A 15,941-nucleotide genomic window follows, 5' to 3' on the forward strand; every position below is an offset into this window, starting at 1 on the left:
CATTGATCGCAGATATGATCGCCGTCACTTGAAAGGCCGTCACCATGACCACAGTTCGACCTCCCTCGGAGCAGGCCGCACCGGCCGACTCGCTCCATGACGAGGACGCGGGATATCACAAGTCTCTGCGCCCGCGTCAGCTGCAGATGATTGCGATCGGTGGCGCCATCGGCACCGGTCTGTTCCTCGGCGCGGGAGGCAGGCTGGCCCACGCGGGACCCGGGCTGTTTCTGGTGTACGCGGTCTGTGGCGTGTTCGTGTTCTTCATCCTGCGCGCGCTCGGCGAGCTGGTGCTGCATCGCCCCTCCTCGGGGTCGTTCGTTTCCTACGCTCGTGAGTTCTACGGCGAGAAGCTGGCTTTCGCCGTTGGGTGGATGTACTTCTTCCACTGGTGCATGACCGGGATCGTAGACATCACGGCCATCGCCACTTATGTCCACTTCTGGGGAGCCTTCGAGGCGATTCCGCAGTGGCTGATCGCGCTGGTCGCGCTCGCGTTGGTGGTCAGCATCAACATGGTGTCGGTCAAGTGGTTCGGTGAGCTGGAGTTCTGGGCCGCGATGATCAAGGTCGTCGCACTGGTCGCCTTCCTGATCGTCGGCACCATCTTCCTCGGTGGCCGGTTCAAGATTCAGGATCAGCCCACCGGCTTCAACGTGATCTCCGAGAACGGCGGACTGTTCCCGAGCGGCATCCTGCCGCTGGTTCTGGTCACCACGGGTGTCGTGTTCGCCTACGCCGCGGTCGAGTTGGTCGGCACGGCGGCCGGTGAGGCGGAGAACCCGGAGAAGATCATGCCGCGGGCGATCAACTCCGTCATCGCACGCATCGCGCTGTTCTACGTCGGTTCGCTCGTGTTGCTCGGGCTGCTGCTGCCCTACACCGCCTTCAAGTCCGGCGAGAGCCCCTTCGTCACCTTCTTCTCCCGGATCGGTGTCGACGGCGCGGGTTCGGTCATGAATATGGTCGTGTTGACCGCGGCGTTCTCCAGCCTGAACGCCGGCCTGTACTCGACCGGCCGCATCCTGCGGTCGATGTCGATGAACGGCAGTGCGCCCGCCATCGCGTCGCGGATGTCCAGCGGCGGTGTGCCCTATGTCGGCATCCTGGCGACCGGTGCTATCGCGTTGTTCGGTGTCGGCTTGAACGCGGTGGTGCCCGAGAAGGCGTTCGAGATCGTGCTGAACATGTCGGCGCTGGGCACCATTGTGGCGTGGACGGCGATCATCGTCTGCCAGCTCAAGCTGTACCGCTGGGCGAATGAGGGCAAGGTGGAGCGGCCCAAGTTCCGGCTGATGGGTGCGCCCTACACCAGCTACGCGACGCTGGTGTTCCTGGTGACCGTGGTCGTGCTGATGGCGTTCAGTGATGACGAGTTGCAGCGTGGCGCGGTGATCGCCATGGCGGTCATCGTGGTGCCCGCGATGGTCGGCGGCTGGTTCCTCGCCCGCAAGCAGGTGTTGCGCATCGCGGCGATCCGGGAGGGTTACACCGGTCAGTTCCCGGTGCTCGCGGAGCGGCCTGCCGCCCGTTCGGCCAACGACGCCGTGGTAGTTCTCGAAAAGCCAGACGAAGAGTGAGTCAGTATCCGCCCCGGGCGACACGCCCGGGGCGGACTTATTCCCAATGCTGAGAACAATGCTTGCGCGCGTCGACAGGTGGCGGACCAGAATGAAACCCCGTTTGCACGGTGGGTTTGAGAGGTTCGCATGCCGGAGCACCCCAACGCCTCCGACCGTCCGATACCGCACCCATGGGCGAATCGGCGTATGCGTGGCACCGAAGTGCCACGGCGGATGCCGCACCCATGGGCATCTCGGCGACCGTCCAAAACCGAGGTGCCTGCACGGTTGCCGCACCCCTGGTCGAAGCCCGCGAACCGTCCGGTGCCCGGCGCGACCTCGAATGCCACTGCCCCCGGCACTGTTGCGGCAGCGTCGACCTCGCTCCGCACGACCGGTGCCGAGCGCACCACCGATTCCGAGCGCGCTTTGCTCGCCGCGCTCGACGAACCCGCTTCGGGTCGCAGCGCCAGATCGCGGCCGAGCGTCCGACGGCTCGGCGACGGGCTGGTCGCGATGCCGCAGGTGAGCCCGCTCGATCCGCGGACCTCGGTGCTCGAGCGTCCGGAAGTGCCCGAGCACAAAAGGTTCTGCTGGAAGTGCCAACAGCCGGTCGGCCGGTCCACCGAGGCCGGACCGGGCGCGGTGGTCGGCGAATGCGACCGCTGCGGCTCGCCCTTCAACTTCCGACCGGCTCTGCAGCCTGGGGAGATGGTGGCGGGCCAGTACGAGGTGCAGGGCAGCCTCGCACACGGTGGCCTCGGCTGGATCTACCTCGCCATCGACCGCAATGTGAGCGATCGATGGGTGGTGCTGAAGGGCCTGCAGAACCCGCTCGACTTCGAGGCGCATGTCGTCGCCCTCGCCGAACGCCAATTCCTTTCCGAGGTGGCCTATCCCGGCATCGTCAAGATCCACAACTTCGTCAAGCACCGGTCGACGCGTGACGTCGCCGACGGCTACATCGTCATGGAATACGTCGGTGGCCGTTCGCTGAAGAAGATGCTCGATCTGCGTGCCCCGGAACGCATTTCGGTGCCGGATGCCATCGCCTTCATGATGGAGATCCTGCCCGCGCTCGACTATCTGCACTCGTTCGGGCTGGCCTACAACGACCTCAAGCCCGACAACATCATGGTCAGCGAGGACGAGGTCAAACTGATCGACCTCGGCGCGGTCGCCGCGATGGAGTCCTACGGGAGCATCTACGGAACTCCCGGATACCAGGCGCCCGAGATCACCGACACCGGCCCCACTGTCGCCTCCGACATCTACACGGTCGGGCGAACGCTGGCCGCGCTGATACTCGAACTGCCCAAGGACAAAGAAGGTCATTACCTGCCCGGCCTGCCGACGCCGGAGGATCAGCCGCTGCTGCGCCGAAACCCAGCGCTCTACCGGCTGCTGCAGCGCGCAACCGATCTGGATCCGCAGCGTCGTTTTCCTTCTGCCTATTCGATGTACAGCCAGCTCGCCGGCGTGCTCCGGATGGTGCTCGCGGGGGAGACCGGCCTCGAACATCCGCAGGCGTCGATCGAATTCGGCTCCATGCGTGGCGATTTCGGCATCGAAACGCTCATCGGCCAGACCGACGGCATGACCGACGGCAGGCACCGACTGCCTGCCCTCGACGCGCCGAGTGTCGTTGCCGCCCTGCCTGTTCCGATGATGGACAACGAGGACCCGAGCGCCGAGCTGCTGTCCACGCTGTTGCACGGTGATCCGAGACAGGCGCTGGACGCGCTGCGCCGTGCGGCCGACCGCATCGTTTCCGGGACGATCCCGGAACCGGAGTCCTTCGAGCTGGAAGGCACACTGACCGCGATCCGTGCCCACCTCGACCTCGGCGATGTGCGGCTGGCCAGCGATCGGCTCGCCGACCTGCGCCCGCGCTACAACGCCGACTGGCGCCTCGACTGGTACTCCGCGGCCGCCGCGCTGCTGGAGGGCCAGCATGCGCGCGCCTTCGAGTACTTCGACCTCGTGCACAGCATGCTGCCCGGTGAGCTCGCACCCGCCCTCGCTCTCGCCGCCACCGCGGAACTCGCACTGCAGCACCTGGATACGCCCGCCGAGGCCAAGCGCTGGCACCGGCTCGCGTCGGACTATTACGCGACGGTCTGGAAGACCAACCACGGAATGGTCAGCGCGGCATTCGGCCTGGCTCGCAGGCTTGCGGCCGATGGTGCGCTGCTCGAAGCCGTTGCTGTCCTCGATCAGGTACCCGAGGCCTCGCGCTATCACAGTGTCGCGCGCATGACCGGTTGTCTGCTGCTGGTGTCGCGGCCGGTCGCCGACATCACCGAGGCCGATCTCACCGAGGCGGCGACCCGCCTGGACGCGGCGCCGGATGAGCCGCGGGCGCTGCAGCTACAGGTGATCGTCGTCGGGGCGGCCCTGGAGTGGCTACGGGGAGGCGGGCGACCGGCCGGGCCCGATTCGAGGATTCTCGGCTTCCCGGTTACCGAGCTGGGACTGCAGGGCGGGCTGGAATCGAGCCTGCGAGCATTGGCGCGTATCGCACCGCACCGTCTGCATCGGTACCGGCTCGTCGATCTGGCCAACCATGTCAGGCCGCAGACCCGCTTCTAGGGCCGCAACGCGCCTGTTCGGACGGCGAGCGCCAGCACCGCGGGCGCGCCGAAGGTCACGAGCAGCGGCCACCAGGTGCCGGTGGCGAGGGCCAGGGCCAGGGCGAGGACGGCGATCGTCGCGACGGTCGCGACGAGCCTGCGCATCGGGTGCGGCTCCGGGGTCGGCGCGGCGGACGGCAGGTTGCCGGGGAGGTCGGCGAACAGCTCGGCAAGCTGAATCTTGGTGGTGGCCGCAGTCACCGCTGCGCTGCGTTCGTCGAACTCGGCAAGGTCCAGCCTGCCCGAGCCGAGATGGTGTGACAGTTCCAGTAGCGCGCGTTCACGGTCCGCGACACTGACGCGAGAGCCCGCAGAGTCGTCCATTCCGGAAGGATATGCGCAGGTGGAAATGTTGCGCGGGCGTCGTTTTCCATGGACGGGAAGACTGTGACCGAAATAGCGTTTGCTGATTCGTCGCTGGCGGCTATGTAAGCGGCCACAACGGCCCGTGTGGCGGCCGTTGATGCGGAGTCGGTGTGGTTTCCTTGAACCATGGCTGCCGCTGTTGAATACACGATCGACGAGCTGGCGCGCGAGGCCGGCACGACCGTGCGGAGTCTGCGGGTCTACCACGAGCGTGGTGTCCTGCCCCCGCCCCAGGTCAAAGGGCGAACCGGGTTCTATGGACCGGAGCATCTCAATCGCGTCCGCACGATCAGCCGGCTGCTGGATCGCGGGATCAAACTCAACGGCATCAGGGAATTGCTCGACGCCTGGGACCGTGGTGACGACCTGGGCGACATCCTCGGCGTCATCGAACCCGGCGCGGCGAAGTCGGAGGTTGCCGAGGAGGTTCCGGAGGCGGGCGAAACCATCGCGGCGACGGAGCTCGCCGAGCGCTTCCACGAGGTGCCCAACGGGCTCGCTCGCGTGGTCACAGCGGGCCTCTATGAGCCCGTAGACGCCGAAAACTACCGACTGGCGGACCGCAGGCTGGTTCGGATCGTCGAGAAGCTCGGCGTGGCGGGCGTTCCCGCCGCCGAGGTGCTCGACGAACTCGAGAAGCTGCGGGCCGATACCGACCGGATCGCCCGGCGTTTCGTCGACCTGTTCCGTCGCACGACCTTTGCGAAGTTCCAGCAGTCCGATAAGGATTCGGCCGACCGGGCGGAGCTCTCTGAGCGCCTCGCCGCGACCAAGAGCATGTCCGGCGAGGCGACCGCGGAGCTCGTGACGCTGTTCGTGGCACGGCATCTCGACCAGGACGCCGAAATCTCCGAGGCGCTGTCGCAGGCCTGACCGGGTCGAAATTCCCACTTCGATGCCCACTATTCCCACGGCTGAAGATACTGACCTGTAACGTGCCGTTAAACAGCGGTATGTTTGCTGGCAGGCAGCGACGGCATCGGAGCCGTCCGCGGAGCGAGAATCGCTGGGCCGGAATGTCATTCGGCTACGCGAAACACCCCGGACCCTCATCGCCCTCGAGGTTTTGTGCCACGCCCTGATGGGCCGACCGAGCAGGTCGGTGGCCGTCCAGCGCGCCCGGTCGTGTGATCACTCACGACCTACTTAGGTATGTCGTGAGTTAATCTACCGATGCGCGCTGCCCTCATTTCCCACCAGAATCTGACTTCGGCACGAGGGCAGCAGATGGGTTGGGTATGGGAAGCGTGACACTGTGGATGCAGATGTCGCTCGACGGCTTTGCGGAGGGGCCGGATCAGGAGATCCACTGGCCGATGGTGGACGAGGAGTTGTGCGAATCGTTTCTCGATGAGCTTCGCGCGGCCGATCTGTTCATCTACGGACGCAAGACGTACGAGATCATGGCATCGTTCTGGCCGACGGCCGACGGGGATCCGGCGATATCCGAGTTCTATGTCGACTTCGCGCGCTGCTGGAAACAGACGCCGAAGCTCGTCATCTCGCGCAGCCTGCGCAGCGCGGACTGGAACACCCGAGTCGTGCGCGACGGCATGGTCGACGAGATCTGCGCACTACGAGACCAGCAGGACTGCAACATGGTTCTGTTCGGCGGCGCCGAGACGGCTTCGGCCTTCATGCGGCACGAATTGATCGATGAGTACCGGCTGTTCGTCCACCCGCTCGTCCTGGGTGGCGGCGTGCCACTGTTCCCGGCGCCTGCCGCGATGGCGGATCTGCAGCTGGTCGATGTGATGACTTTCGACAGCGCCGTTGTGCAGATGCACTACCACCAGCCTGCTCATACGGCGATATGTCGGTCGGCGTAGCACCCCGGTAACCTGAAATTTCCAGCGCGTTCGCGTTGATTCGGCTAACTTTCGTCCTATGTCCCTGGTACAGGCACCCACCAGCGAATTCGTCGGCCGCCATGTGGAATTGGACCGACTAGGTGGCTTGCTGGCCGGGGGGGCGCGGCTGATCACGCTGGTAGGACCGGGTGGCATCGGCAAGACGCGGTTGGCGGGGGAGTTCGTGCGCCGCGTGCACCGCGCCAGGAGCCACCTGGTGTACTGGGCCAGCCTCGCCGAATTGGAAGGCGATTGCCGCGCTACGGCGCAGGACGTCGTGCAGTCGGCGGTGTGCACCTTCGGCGGCGGCAGCGACTACTCCGCGGACCGAGCGGTCTTGGTGCTGGACAACTGTGAACATCTGCTCGGCGCGGTCGGCCCGCTGATCGCTGATCTGCTCGCCGCGGCGCCGGGCCTGACGATCCTGGCCACCAGCAGGGAACCGATCGGCTGGGTCGACGAGTACATCGTGACGGTGCCGCCGCTATCGCCGGTGCAGTCACTCGAATTGTTCAGACAACGAGCCGAACTCGTCGGGTGGGTGATTCCGGATGATTCCCAGCAGCTCGCCGTCGCCGCGCGGATCTGCCGCCGCGTCGATCACAATCCGCTGTTCATCCGGTTGTCCGCGGCGCGGCTGCGGCATCAGCCGCCCGCGATGGTGCTGCGCGAACTCAGCGGCGGCGCCGACGACAAGCGACTACGGTGGACGCACGGCGCACGGGCGGGCACCGAAGCCCGCCACCGCGGGGTGTACGACGTTCTCGCCTGGTCATTCGCGCTGTGTGGCGTGCGGGAACAATTACTGCTCGAGCGGCTATCGGTCTTCGCGGCGGGCCATGAGACCGACGACGGCGAATCGCCGCACCGGGGCATCGAACTCGACGCCGTGATCGCGGTGTGCGCGGACGACATCCTCCCCGCGGGCGAGATCGAGCACCTGCTCGAACGTCTGACGGAACGTTCACTGCTGTCGGTGCACCTCACCCCGACCGCGATGAGCTGGTATCTGGTGGAAAGCGTGCAAGTCTTCGCGCGCGATCGGCTACATCACCGCGATCGCGCGGCGGCGGAACTGCTGTCCGCGCGGCACCGCCGCTACTTCCGTGACAAGGTCGCTGCCGGGCATGTCGTGTGGCACAGTCCGGCGGACAAATCGTGGATCGACTCGGTCGGTCAGGAGATCCGAAGCGCCGTTGAGGTTTCGCGGCCGCTGCCGGTGCCGGTGCCGGCGCGAAACCCCTCGTTGTGGAGCGAGTTATCCCAGGCAGAGCGTGATGTGGCGGTGTTCGCCGCGGCCGGCTGGCCCAACAGCGCGATTGCCGTCCGTCGCCACAGCTCGGTTCGGACCGTCGACGCCCAGGTCGCGACCATCAGGCAGAAGCTGATGATCGCCTCGCGCAACGAGATCGCCCGCTATATTCCCGAGGAACTCGCAGAGCGCGTTCGGCACGAATCCGAACGCAGGCCACGTCGCACCAGTAGAGTTGCTCGTTATCGATAGGCTACTGCTACATGTGGCCTCGAAATCGATAGGTGAGCAAGGATGTCTGCAGTGAGACCCGGCGATGAAGTTCCCGCCGCGGCGCATGAGTTCGTCGGCAGGCACACTGAATTGCAGCGGATCGGCACTCTGCTGGCCGCCGCGACCGCGCGACTCATCACCCTGGCCGGACCAGGTGGAATCGGCAAGACCACGTTGGCGACCGAAGCGCTGCGCCGATTTCGGCCGACGCCCGACCACACGGTCTATTGGACGCGGCTGTCCCGGCTGGCGGCGGGCGCCGACGCGGGCGTCGTGGCCGAAGAAGTGGTGCAGTCGGTGGTGACGGCGGACATCGCCGCAAGGTCGGCCTGGGACGGCCTGGTGGAGACATTCACCGGTGGTCACATCGCGGGCAGTCATCGGACGATATTGGTGCTGGACAACTGCGAGCATGTGCTCGCGGGGGTCGGCCCGTTGATCGTCGGTCTGCTGGAAGCGGTGCCGAGCCTGACCATCATCGCGACCAGCCGGGAACCGGTGGGGTGGATCGACGAACACATCGTGACGGTTCCCCCGATGTCGTCCGGTCATGCACTCGAGCTGTTCCGGCGGCGCGCGGAGCTCACCGGTCGGCCGATCTCCGGCAATCCGGAGGAACTCGCCGTCGCCAAGCAGATCTGCTGGCATGTGGACAACAATCCGCTGTTCATCCGGCTGGCGGCGGCTCGCCTGCTCCATCGGCCGCCCATCATTGTGCTGCGTGAACTCACCGGCGATACCGACGACCGGCGCATGCAATGGTCCACCGGCGCCCGGCTGGGGACCGAGGAACGTCACCGCAGCGTGCGGGATGTGATCGCCTGGTCATATGGACTGTGCACCGCGGGCGAACAACTCTTGCTCGACCGTATGTCGGTGTTCGTGACCGGGTGCGACAGCGACGGGGCCGAACTGCTCGGCAGCGGAGCGGAATCCGAGGCCATCGTCGCGGTGTGCGGCGACAAATCCTTACCGGCGGCCGAGATCGAGCCCTTGCTCGAGCGCCTGGCGGAGCGGTCGTTGGTCTCGGTCCGCATCGAGCCGACCACGGTCCGGTACTATCTCCTGGAAAGCGTCGGAGTTTTCGTGCGGGACCGACTGTCCCAGCGTGGTGACGGCATGGACGAAGCTCGGCTGCTTGCCCGCCATCGGCGCTACTACCGGGACAAAGTCGCCGCGGGCCAGGCCACGTGGTACGGCCCGCACGAAAAGGACTGGCTCGACTGGGCGCGTACTGCGTGGTGCAACATCCTGCTCGGCATCGAAACCAGTCTCGTCGAACCCACGGAAGCCGTCATCGGACTGGAGACCGCCGCCATTCTCATGGCGCTGCGCATTCCGTTCATCACCGGTGCCAACCGCGCCATCGGGGGCATCACCGAACAAGCCCTCGAAGCCATCAGGCAGGTCGATCCGCCGCCGACCCAGCTGCGGATCACCGCGACCGCGCTGGTCGGCTGGGTGGCGATCTGGCAGGGGAGACATGCCTATACCGCGCAACTGCTGGACGAGTGCGCCATCGAATGCCTCTCCGATCCGGCACTGCAACAGAACTGGCGCCAGACCGCGCTGCAAGATATCGGCTTGCCTGCCCCCGTGGAGTTCACCTGGGGCATAGAGCTGCTGCTCATGCACCTCGACCCGCGAGCCATTGATGTATTGACCCGGGCGAGTAGGAAGTTCGCCGAGGTCGACGACGCGGGCGGGGTGCAGCGCAGCGAACTGTTCGCCGCGCTGTCCTGCGCGAACCTGGGTGATGCCGAGCAAGCGCTCAGCGCCGCGCGGGAGCATCTCGATCGGGCCATCGCCAGCGATTCCCAATGGGCCATTTCTTGGGGGGAGGTGGCCTGGTTGATCGCGGTATCGAGGCACGGCGATCCGCGCGATGCGCTGGAAATCGGCCGCGGGGCGCTGGAACGTCTACTGATCTCGGGTGACCGATGGACGGCCGGCTGGATCATCCACTTCAGCATGATGGCGCTGACCTACATTTTGTCCGCCAGGATCGGCGCACGAGATGGCAGTCGCGCCGAGCTGCGTGCCGCGGCGACCGAAATCGCCTATCTCCAAGGCGGTATCGCCACATTGCACCGATCGATGGGTATTGCCTCCGAGCGGGTGACGCTGGTGGCTCGCGGCACCGAACAGGCGGTCGCGGTGGCGACCTCGATTCTCGGCACGACGGATTACACCGCGGCCGCCCGCCGTGGCGCGCGTATGCGGCCGGACCACGATGAGTTGCAACGGTTCATGCTCGGCAGGTTCACCATCGAAGAACTGCCCACCGATGTCCCCGCGGCGCGTGCGCCTGCCTCACGCTGGCAGGAGCTCTCGCCCGCGGAACGCGACGTCGCGGTTCTCGCGGCTGCGGGCTGGGCCAACAGCGCGATCGCCGCGCGTCGCGGTAGTTCCATTCGAACAGTCGATGCCCAGGTCGTGGCCATCCGTCGCAAACTGATGGCGGCCACCCGCGCGGACATCATGTGGCACGTGCCGGGTGACCTCAGCGAGCGGATCCGGCTCGAATCCGAGCAGCGGCCCGCGAGGTCCCCGGCACGTCCCTGAACGCGGCGCTGGGGATCTAGGCCAGGTTGCCGTCATAGCAGAGGCTCGCGGACCGCCAGGACCGCTGCGGCCCGGTTCCCCCGTCGAAGCTCCACATGTCGATCGACTCCGCGGCCTTCCAGTACACGAAGCCGTTTCGGTCCGCGACGACCTGGTACACGTCCTCGGCGCCTTCGATCAGTTGACTGCCGACGCAGTAGTCGTTGTACGAGGTTCCCGGCTGGCGCGCGCCCGGACTGAACAGACCGGCGGGGTTCGTGTACGCGCCGGGGTTGTGGACGGTGCTGTGCCCGTTGACCGCATGCCCGCGAACCCAATTGGGGCCGCCGAAGCTATCCGATCGGCAGGTGAAGCTCCAGCCTCCCGCATTCACCGTCTTGCCCTGGGAGTAGGTGTCGCCCGCCCACCGGCACGGCACTGCGGGCTCGGCCGCGGCGGTTCCCGCGCCGATACCGAGGCCGCCTGCCGTCACCGCGGTGATGGCGAGCACAGCCAGTGTCTTGGCCTTCGAAGGGCCCCGGTCAGTACACACCGGCGTGGCCTTCTCACGTCCGCTCTTTGTGAACATCGGCTTCTCTCTTTCGTCGTCTGTCCCATCAGCCGACGTCGCTCGGGCTATCCGGGTAGTTCATGCGTCATGCAATGTGCCGCTGAGTAGCGGCACGTTCGCTGGGGGGGTGTGGAGATAGTGATAGTCGACGCCGCAGCGTTGACCGCCGCCGGAGTTCGACTCCGTGGCGGCGGTCAATGGCATCGGCTTATTTGCAGTACCGCGCCTGGGGCTTGCAGACCTTCCAGCCACCGTTTTCGGAACCCTGAACCTGGTAGGTGCGGGCGTTATTGCCGACCTGGTTCTGATTCTGACGCTGGTGGTATTCGGTACGGGCGTCCTCTTGCTCGATCTCCCGCAGCGGATTGTTTTCGACGTGGTGGTAACCCATGGGGTCGATGTGATGCGCGCCGGTCGAATCGCCGGAGCTGTAGGAACCGGCGCGCGACCCGCCACCGGAATGGTCACCGGGAACTGCGGATGCCATACCCGCACCTGCGGTGGTGATCGCGCCGACGATGGCGGCGCAGGTCAGCAGGCGGCGGGTGTTGATATTGGTGGTCATTGGATTTCTCCATTCAATTTCGAGCTGCAATTAAGCTGGTGAGGTCTGGGTGCTAACTGGCGTTTCGCTGGTCAGTTAGTGAAGATTCCGCAGAAGAGCGGGCCGGGAATGAATTGCGTTCCGCAGTTCTGGCGACGTTGGTGCTCCTCGTCGCGCCTGCGGTGGCGCTGTAATTCGCGCCCCGATTTGTCACGTCCGTGGTGGCTGGGGGATTCGGTCCGCACCGTCGAAACGGCCGGGCCGGGCTGGGCTAGAACCTGCGCGGGCATCAGCACCGCAGGGGTCACCACCGTTGCGCTCACGATCAGCAGGCGAAGCAGGGTCTTTGTGGCCCGTCGCTGTGGGTTGGTCCTGGTCATCGTTTGCGTCCTTCACGATCTCTGGATCGCCCGGGAATCCCCGGCTAGCGACTCACTGTCTATCGTGCCGCTATATAACGTCACATTAATCGACGGTCCGATAGATGTCTAGAGGTTTCTGTCGGGAAATCGCAGTTACGAACAGGTTTCGCAGACGTTTCGAGGAGGGGTCGGCGGCTGTCCGGCCGCGGCGATCCGAAACCTGTCGTGAAGAGGGGAACCCGATCGGGTGCGCGCGCGTCGAAGACAGCACAGGGGATTCGAGGTGTTTCGATCGTGCGAGGAGGGGATGCACATGGAGCGTTGCCCGGGATGTCATACCGCGTGGCGGCGTGGGATCGGCGCAAAGTCGCGGTTGCGGCCGTTACTGCGGGCCGGAGAGGTATGTGAGCGCTACTCGGCGCGTCGGCGGCGGCCGTGGCCGGGGCCCGAATCGGGCTGAGGCCACGGGTAATTCGGTAAAGCTATTTCTTATTCGGGGTCCTTACTCCCTCCGGAGTTCCGGAGGGAGTAAGGAGTGGAGTGCGAACGCATTATTGCGAACGCATCCGATACGCCGTATAGATCAGCGGACGGCGGCCGCGGCGGCGACCATATTGCGCAGCGATGCTTCGACCTCGACTGGTCCCCTGGTCTTCAATCCGCAGTCCGGATTGACCCAGAGCCGTTCGGCCGGAACAGCTTTCAGTGCCGCGCGCAAACCGGCGGTGATCTCGTCGACGCTCGGCACCCGCGGCGAGTGGATGTCGTAGACGCCGGGGCCGACACCGAGGTCGAAGCCCGCGGCGTTGAGATCGTCGAGTACCTCCATGTGGGAACGGGCCGCCTCGATCGATGTCACGTCGGCGTCGAGGCCGGCGATCGCATCGATGACCTCACCGAACTCCGAGTAGCAGAGATGGGTGTGGATCTGGGTCGCATCCGAAACGCCCGAGGTCGCCAACCGGAAAGCCTGCACCGACCAGTCGAGGTACGCCTGCTGATCGGCGGCCCGCAGTGGCAGCAGCTCCCGCAGCGCGGGTTCGTCGACCTGGACGATGCGGATGCCTGCGGCCTGCAGGTCCACCGTCTCGTCCCGGATCGCCAGCGCCACTTGGCGTGCCGAATCGGCGAGCGGTTGGTCATCGCGCACGAAAGACCAGGCCAGGATCGTCACCGGGCCGGTGAGCATGCCCTTGACCGGCTTGTCGGTGAGCGATTGGGCGTAGGTGATCCAGTCGACGGTCATCGCAGCACGGCGTGCCACATCGCCATACAGGATCGGCGGCCGCACGCAGCGGGTGCCGTAGGACTGCACCCAGCCCGCTTCGGTGGCGGCGAAGCCGTCCAACTGTTCGGCGAAGTACTGCACCATGTCGTTGCGTTCGGGCTCACCGTGCACGAGCACGTCCAACCCCAGCTTCTCTTGCAGTGCAACGACATCCGCGATCTCCGCCTGCATCCTGCGGACATACTCCGCCTGATCGATCTCGCCGGTGCGCAGCGCCGCTCGTGCCAGCCGGATCGCGGAGGTCTGCGGGTAGGAGCCGATCGTGGTGGTCGGCAGCGACGGCAACTGCAACCGTTCGGCCTGCAGTACCCGACGTTGCTCGGCGGGCGCACGCCGGACGGCCTCGGGGCCGAGCGCGGTCAGCCTGGCACGCACCTGCGGATTGTCGAGCCGGGGATCGGCTCGCCGTGCCTGCAAGGCCGCACGGACGGTGTCCAATTCGGCGGCGATGGCCTGTGGGCCTTCGTTCAGCGCGGTGGCGAGCACTCGCACCTCGGCGACCTTTTCCGCACCGAAGGCCAGCCACGACCGCAGCTGCTCGTCCAGGCCGGTCTCGGTGTCGAGGGTGTAGGGAACATGCAGCAGTGAGCAGGAGCTGGACACCGCCACCGTCGCCGCGGATCCCAGCAGGGTGCCGAGAGTGGCCAGCGCCCGATCAAGGTCGGTACGCCAGACATTGCGGCCGTCGACCACACCGGCGACGAGCAGCTTGTCCGCCAGCGCCGGTACCGCGACCACCTCCGAGAGATCGGTCGGCACGGTGAAATCGAGTGCGATGCCCTCGATCTCGGTGTCTGCCAGTGCGCTGAGCGCGGCGCCCGGCTTACCGAAGTAGGTGGCCACCAGGATCGCCGGACGGTCCCGCGCCGCCGACAGCTCCGCGTAGGTGGTTCGCACCAGCTCGATTTCGTCGGCGGTCAGATCGGTGACTGTGATGGGCTCGTCGAGCTGCACCCACTCGGCTCCCGCCGCGGCCAGCAGCCGCAGCAGCTCACGGTAGAGGGGAACAAGCTCGCCGAGTCGATCCAGCGCGGCGCCGCCGGTCGTCTTGGCCAGCTTCAGGAAGGTGATCGGGCCGACGACGACCGGCCGCGCCGGTGTTCCCAGAGCGAGCGCCTCGCGCAGCTGCTCGAGCAGCTGCTCGGGATGCAGTGCGAATGTGGTGTCCGCACCGATTTCCGGCACCAGGTAGTGGTAGTTGGTGTCGAACCACTTGGTCATCTCGAGCGGCTCGACCGTGTCGGTGCCGCGTGCGGCGGCGAAATAGCGGTCCAGCGGATCGGCGATGCCTGCCACCCGCGGTGGCAGGGCGCCGAGCAGCGCGGCGGTGTCGAGCACCTGGTCGTAGTAAGAGAATGTCCCGACAGGAATCGAGTCGAGCCCGGCCGCCTGTAGTGCGGTGAGCTGGGTGCGCCGCAGATCGCGGGCGACGGTGTGCAGCTGCTCGGCGTCGATGCGCCCGGCCCAATAGGACTCGGTGGCGCGCTTGAGCTCACGGTGCGGCCCCACCCGCGGCAGGCCGAGAACCGTTGCGGTGAACGGTGTGTGATGTGAAACAGTCACGATGTTTCTCCAGTGCTGAGTTGAGAGCCAGACGCCCTACGAGCACACGGAAAACCAAGTGACATGCCGGAAAACCGACAGGAGAGCCCGACACGTCGCACTGGTGGTCCGCGCGCCCAATCCACGAGGCGGTGGCCGCCGGATACGGCGTATCCGGCACGGCTGGCAGGTCTTCGGACTTGCGGGCACGGGCCTTCTGGCCGACCCCGGCCTGCGCCGGGGCTCACCTACTGGCCGTCGCTTCCCAAGTCGCGGGGCAGATCGCCCGTGAACTCAGTGCCTGTGACGGCGGTCGTTCCTGCATACCGCTGCGGGACAGTCCCGGATTCTCACCGGGTTCCCTCTTCACCCGCGCACCCGGCATTCGAATCCGCGAGCTTCGACTCCGGCACGCGACGTCGGGGCTCCATCTCGTCTGCGCACCAGCGAACCAGCTGCACCAACCAGCATAGGGCAGCCCCCACCCCCCGCCATCGCGCAGCACAGACTGCGCGGAAACCCGCCCAGCACGGGGCAACGCATCCGCCAGGGTCGTAAGCCCCGCTACCGCCGCGCCCGTCGACGCGATGACGCCTTTCGGGTGGAGTTCGCGGCCCCGGTCCCGCGTCCACATCAGCCGATGTGCATCCCGCCGAAGTCGTGAGCATCCCCCCGAAGCTCCCACTTGGCGCGATGACGCCTTTCAGGTGGAGCATGACCGAGTACTGGAGTTCGCGCCCCTGGCCTCGCGTCCTCATCAGCCCAGGTGAATCCACCATGTCGCGACAATCCCCCCAACGCCCCCACTCGGCACGATGACACCTTCCGAGCGCAGCGAGACCGAGCCCTAGAGTTCGCGGCCCGCCCCGCCTCCCCAACAGCCGAAACGCATCGACCGAAGTCGCAAGCTCAGCTACCGACGCCCCCACTGGGCACGATGACGCCTTCCGGGCGCAGCGAGACCGAGCCCTAGAGTTCGCGGCCCGCCCCGCCTCCCCAACAGCCGAAACGCATCGACCGAAGTCGCAAGCTCAGCTACCCACGCCCCCACTGGGCACGATGACGCCTTCCGAGCGAAGCGAGACCCAGCACTAGAGTTCGCGGCCCGTCTCGCTTCCGAGCCGTCGAAGCGCACGCGCCGAAGGCGCAAGTCT

The 15,941-nt window shown here is 66.2% G+C and carries 11 protein-coding genes and 1 riboswitch; of the genes, 6 read left to right on the forward strand and 5 right to left on the reverse strand.

Going from position 1 to position 15,941, the window contains the following annotated elements; all coding sequences use genetic code 11:
• The first annotated feature begins 44 nt into the window (after window positions 1-44).
• Window positions 45-1,580 (forward strand): amino acid permease, encoded by a 1,536-nt coding sequence (locus tag ACFU4Z_RS26260; RefSeq protein WP_379067522.1) that lies wholly within the window; start codon window positions 45-47, stop codon window positions 1,578-1,580.
• A gap of 270 nt (window positions 1,581-1,850) precedes the next feature.
• Window positions 1,851-4,154 carry a tetratricopeptide repeat protein gene (locus ACFU4Z_RS26265; protein WP_379067524.1) on the forward strand — a complete coding sequence of 768 codons (2,304 nt, stop codon included), beginning with the start codon at window positions 1,851-1,853 and terminating at the stop codon, window positions 4,152-4,154.
• On the opposite strand, the gene ACFU4Z_RS26270 is transcribed toward ACFU4Z_RS26265, so the two are convergent.
• A complete protein-coding gene (locus ACFU4Z_RS26270; protein WP_379067526.1) occupies window positions 4,151-4,519 on the reverse strand; it encodes a DUF1707 domain-containing protein in 369 nt (122 codons plus the stop codon). The two genes, ACFU4Z_RS26265 and ACFU4Z_RS26270, sit on opposite strands and share 4 nt — an antisense overlap.
• Window positions 4,520-4,687: 168 nt before the next feature.
• Between ACFU4Z_RS26270 and ACFU4Z_RS26275 the strand changes: the two genes are divergently transcribed.
• From ACFU4Z_RS26275 to ACFU4Z_RS26290, 4 genes are all read left to right on the forward strand, one after another.
• The gene (locus tag ACFU4Z_RS26275) at window positions 4,688-5,434 is read left to right on the forward strand and encodes a MerR family transcriptional regulator (protein ID WP_379067528.1); all 747 of its coding nucleotides are present in this window, start codon (window positions 4,688-4,690) and stop codon (window positions 5,432-5,434) included.
• 365 nt (window positions 5,435-5,799) lie between these two features.
• The gene (locus ACFU4Z_RS26280; protein WP_379067530.1) at window positions 5,800-6,390 is read left to right on the forward strand and encodes a dihydrofolate reductase family protein; all 591 of its coding nucleotides are present in this window, start codon (window positions 5,800-5,802) and stop codon (window positions 6,388-6,390) included.
• 58 nt (window positions 6,391-6,448) lie between these two features.
• Entirely contained in the window at window positions 6,449-7,915 is a 1,467-nt protein-coding gene (locus ACFU4Z_RS26285) for a LuxR C-terminal-related transcriptional regulator (protein WP_379067532.1), read from the forward strand.
• 42 nt (window positions 7,916-7,957) lie between these two features.
• A complete protein-coding gene (locus tag ACFU4Z_RS26290) occupies window positions 7,958-10,501 on the forward strand; it encodes an ATP-binding protein (RefSeq protein WP_379067534.1) in 2,544 nt (847 codons plus the stop codon).
• A 16-nt stretch (window positions 10,502-10,517) separates the two neighbouring features.
• Here ACFU4Z_RS26290 and ACFU4Z_RS26295 read toward each other — a convergent pair whose 3' ends face one another.
• From ACFU4Z_RS26295 to metE, 4 genes are all read right to left on the reverse strand, one after another.
• Window positions 10,518-11,069, reverse strand: a complete 552-nt coding sequence (locus ACFU4Z_RS26295; protein WP_379067536.1) for a hypothetical protein — start codon at window positions 11,067-11,069, stop codon at window positions 10,518-10,520.
• Between the two features lie 190 nt (window positions 11,070-11,259).
• Window positions 11,260-11,616, reverse strand: coding sequence for a hypothetical protein (locus ACFU4Z_RS26300; protein ID WP_379067538.1), 357 nt, complete (start codon window positions 11,614-11,616; stop codon window positions 11,260-11,262).
• A 71-nt stretch (window positions 11,617-11,687) separates the two neighbouring features.
• Window positions 11,688-11,975 carry a hypothetical protein gene (locus ACFU4Z_RS26305; protein WP_379067540.1) on the reverse strand — a complete coding sequence of 96 codons (288 nt, stop codon included), beginning with the start codon at window positions 11,973-11,975 and terminating at the stop codon, window positions 11,688-11,690.
• A 565-nt stretch (window positions 11,976-12,540) separates the two neighbouring features.
• A complete protein-coding gene (metE, locus tag ACFU4Z_RS26310) occupies window positions 12,541-14,808 on the reverse strand; it encodes a 5-methyltetrahydropteroyltriglutamate--homocysteine S-methyltransferase (protein ID WP_379067542.1) in 2,268 nt (755 codons plus the stop codon).
• A gap of 146 nt (window positions 14,809-14,954) precedes the next feature.
• Window positions 14,955-15,184: riboswitch (cobalamin riboswitch) on the reverse strand.
• Window positions 15,185-15,941 lie beyond the last annotated feature (757 nt).

Source organism: Nocardia sp. NPDC057440, assembly GCF_042802915.1.
Classification (GTDB): Bacteria; Actinomycetota; Actinomycetes; order Mycobacteriales; family Mycobacteriaceae; genus Nocardia.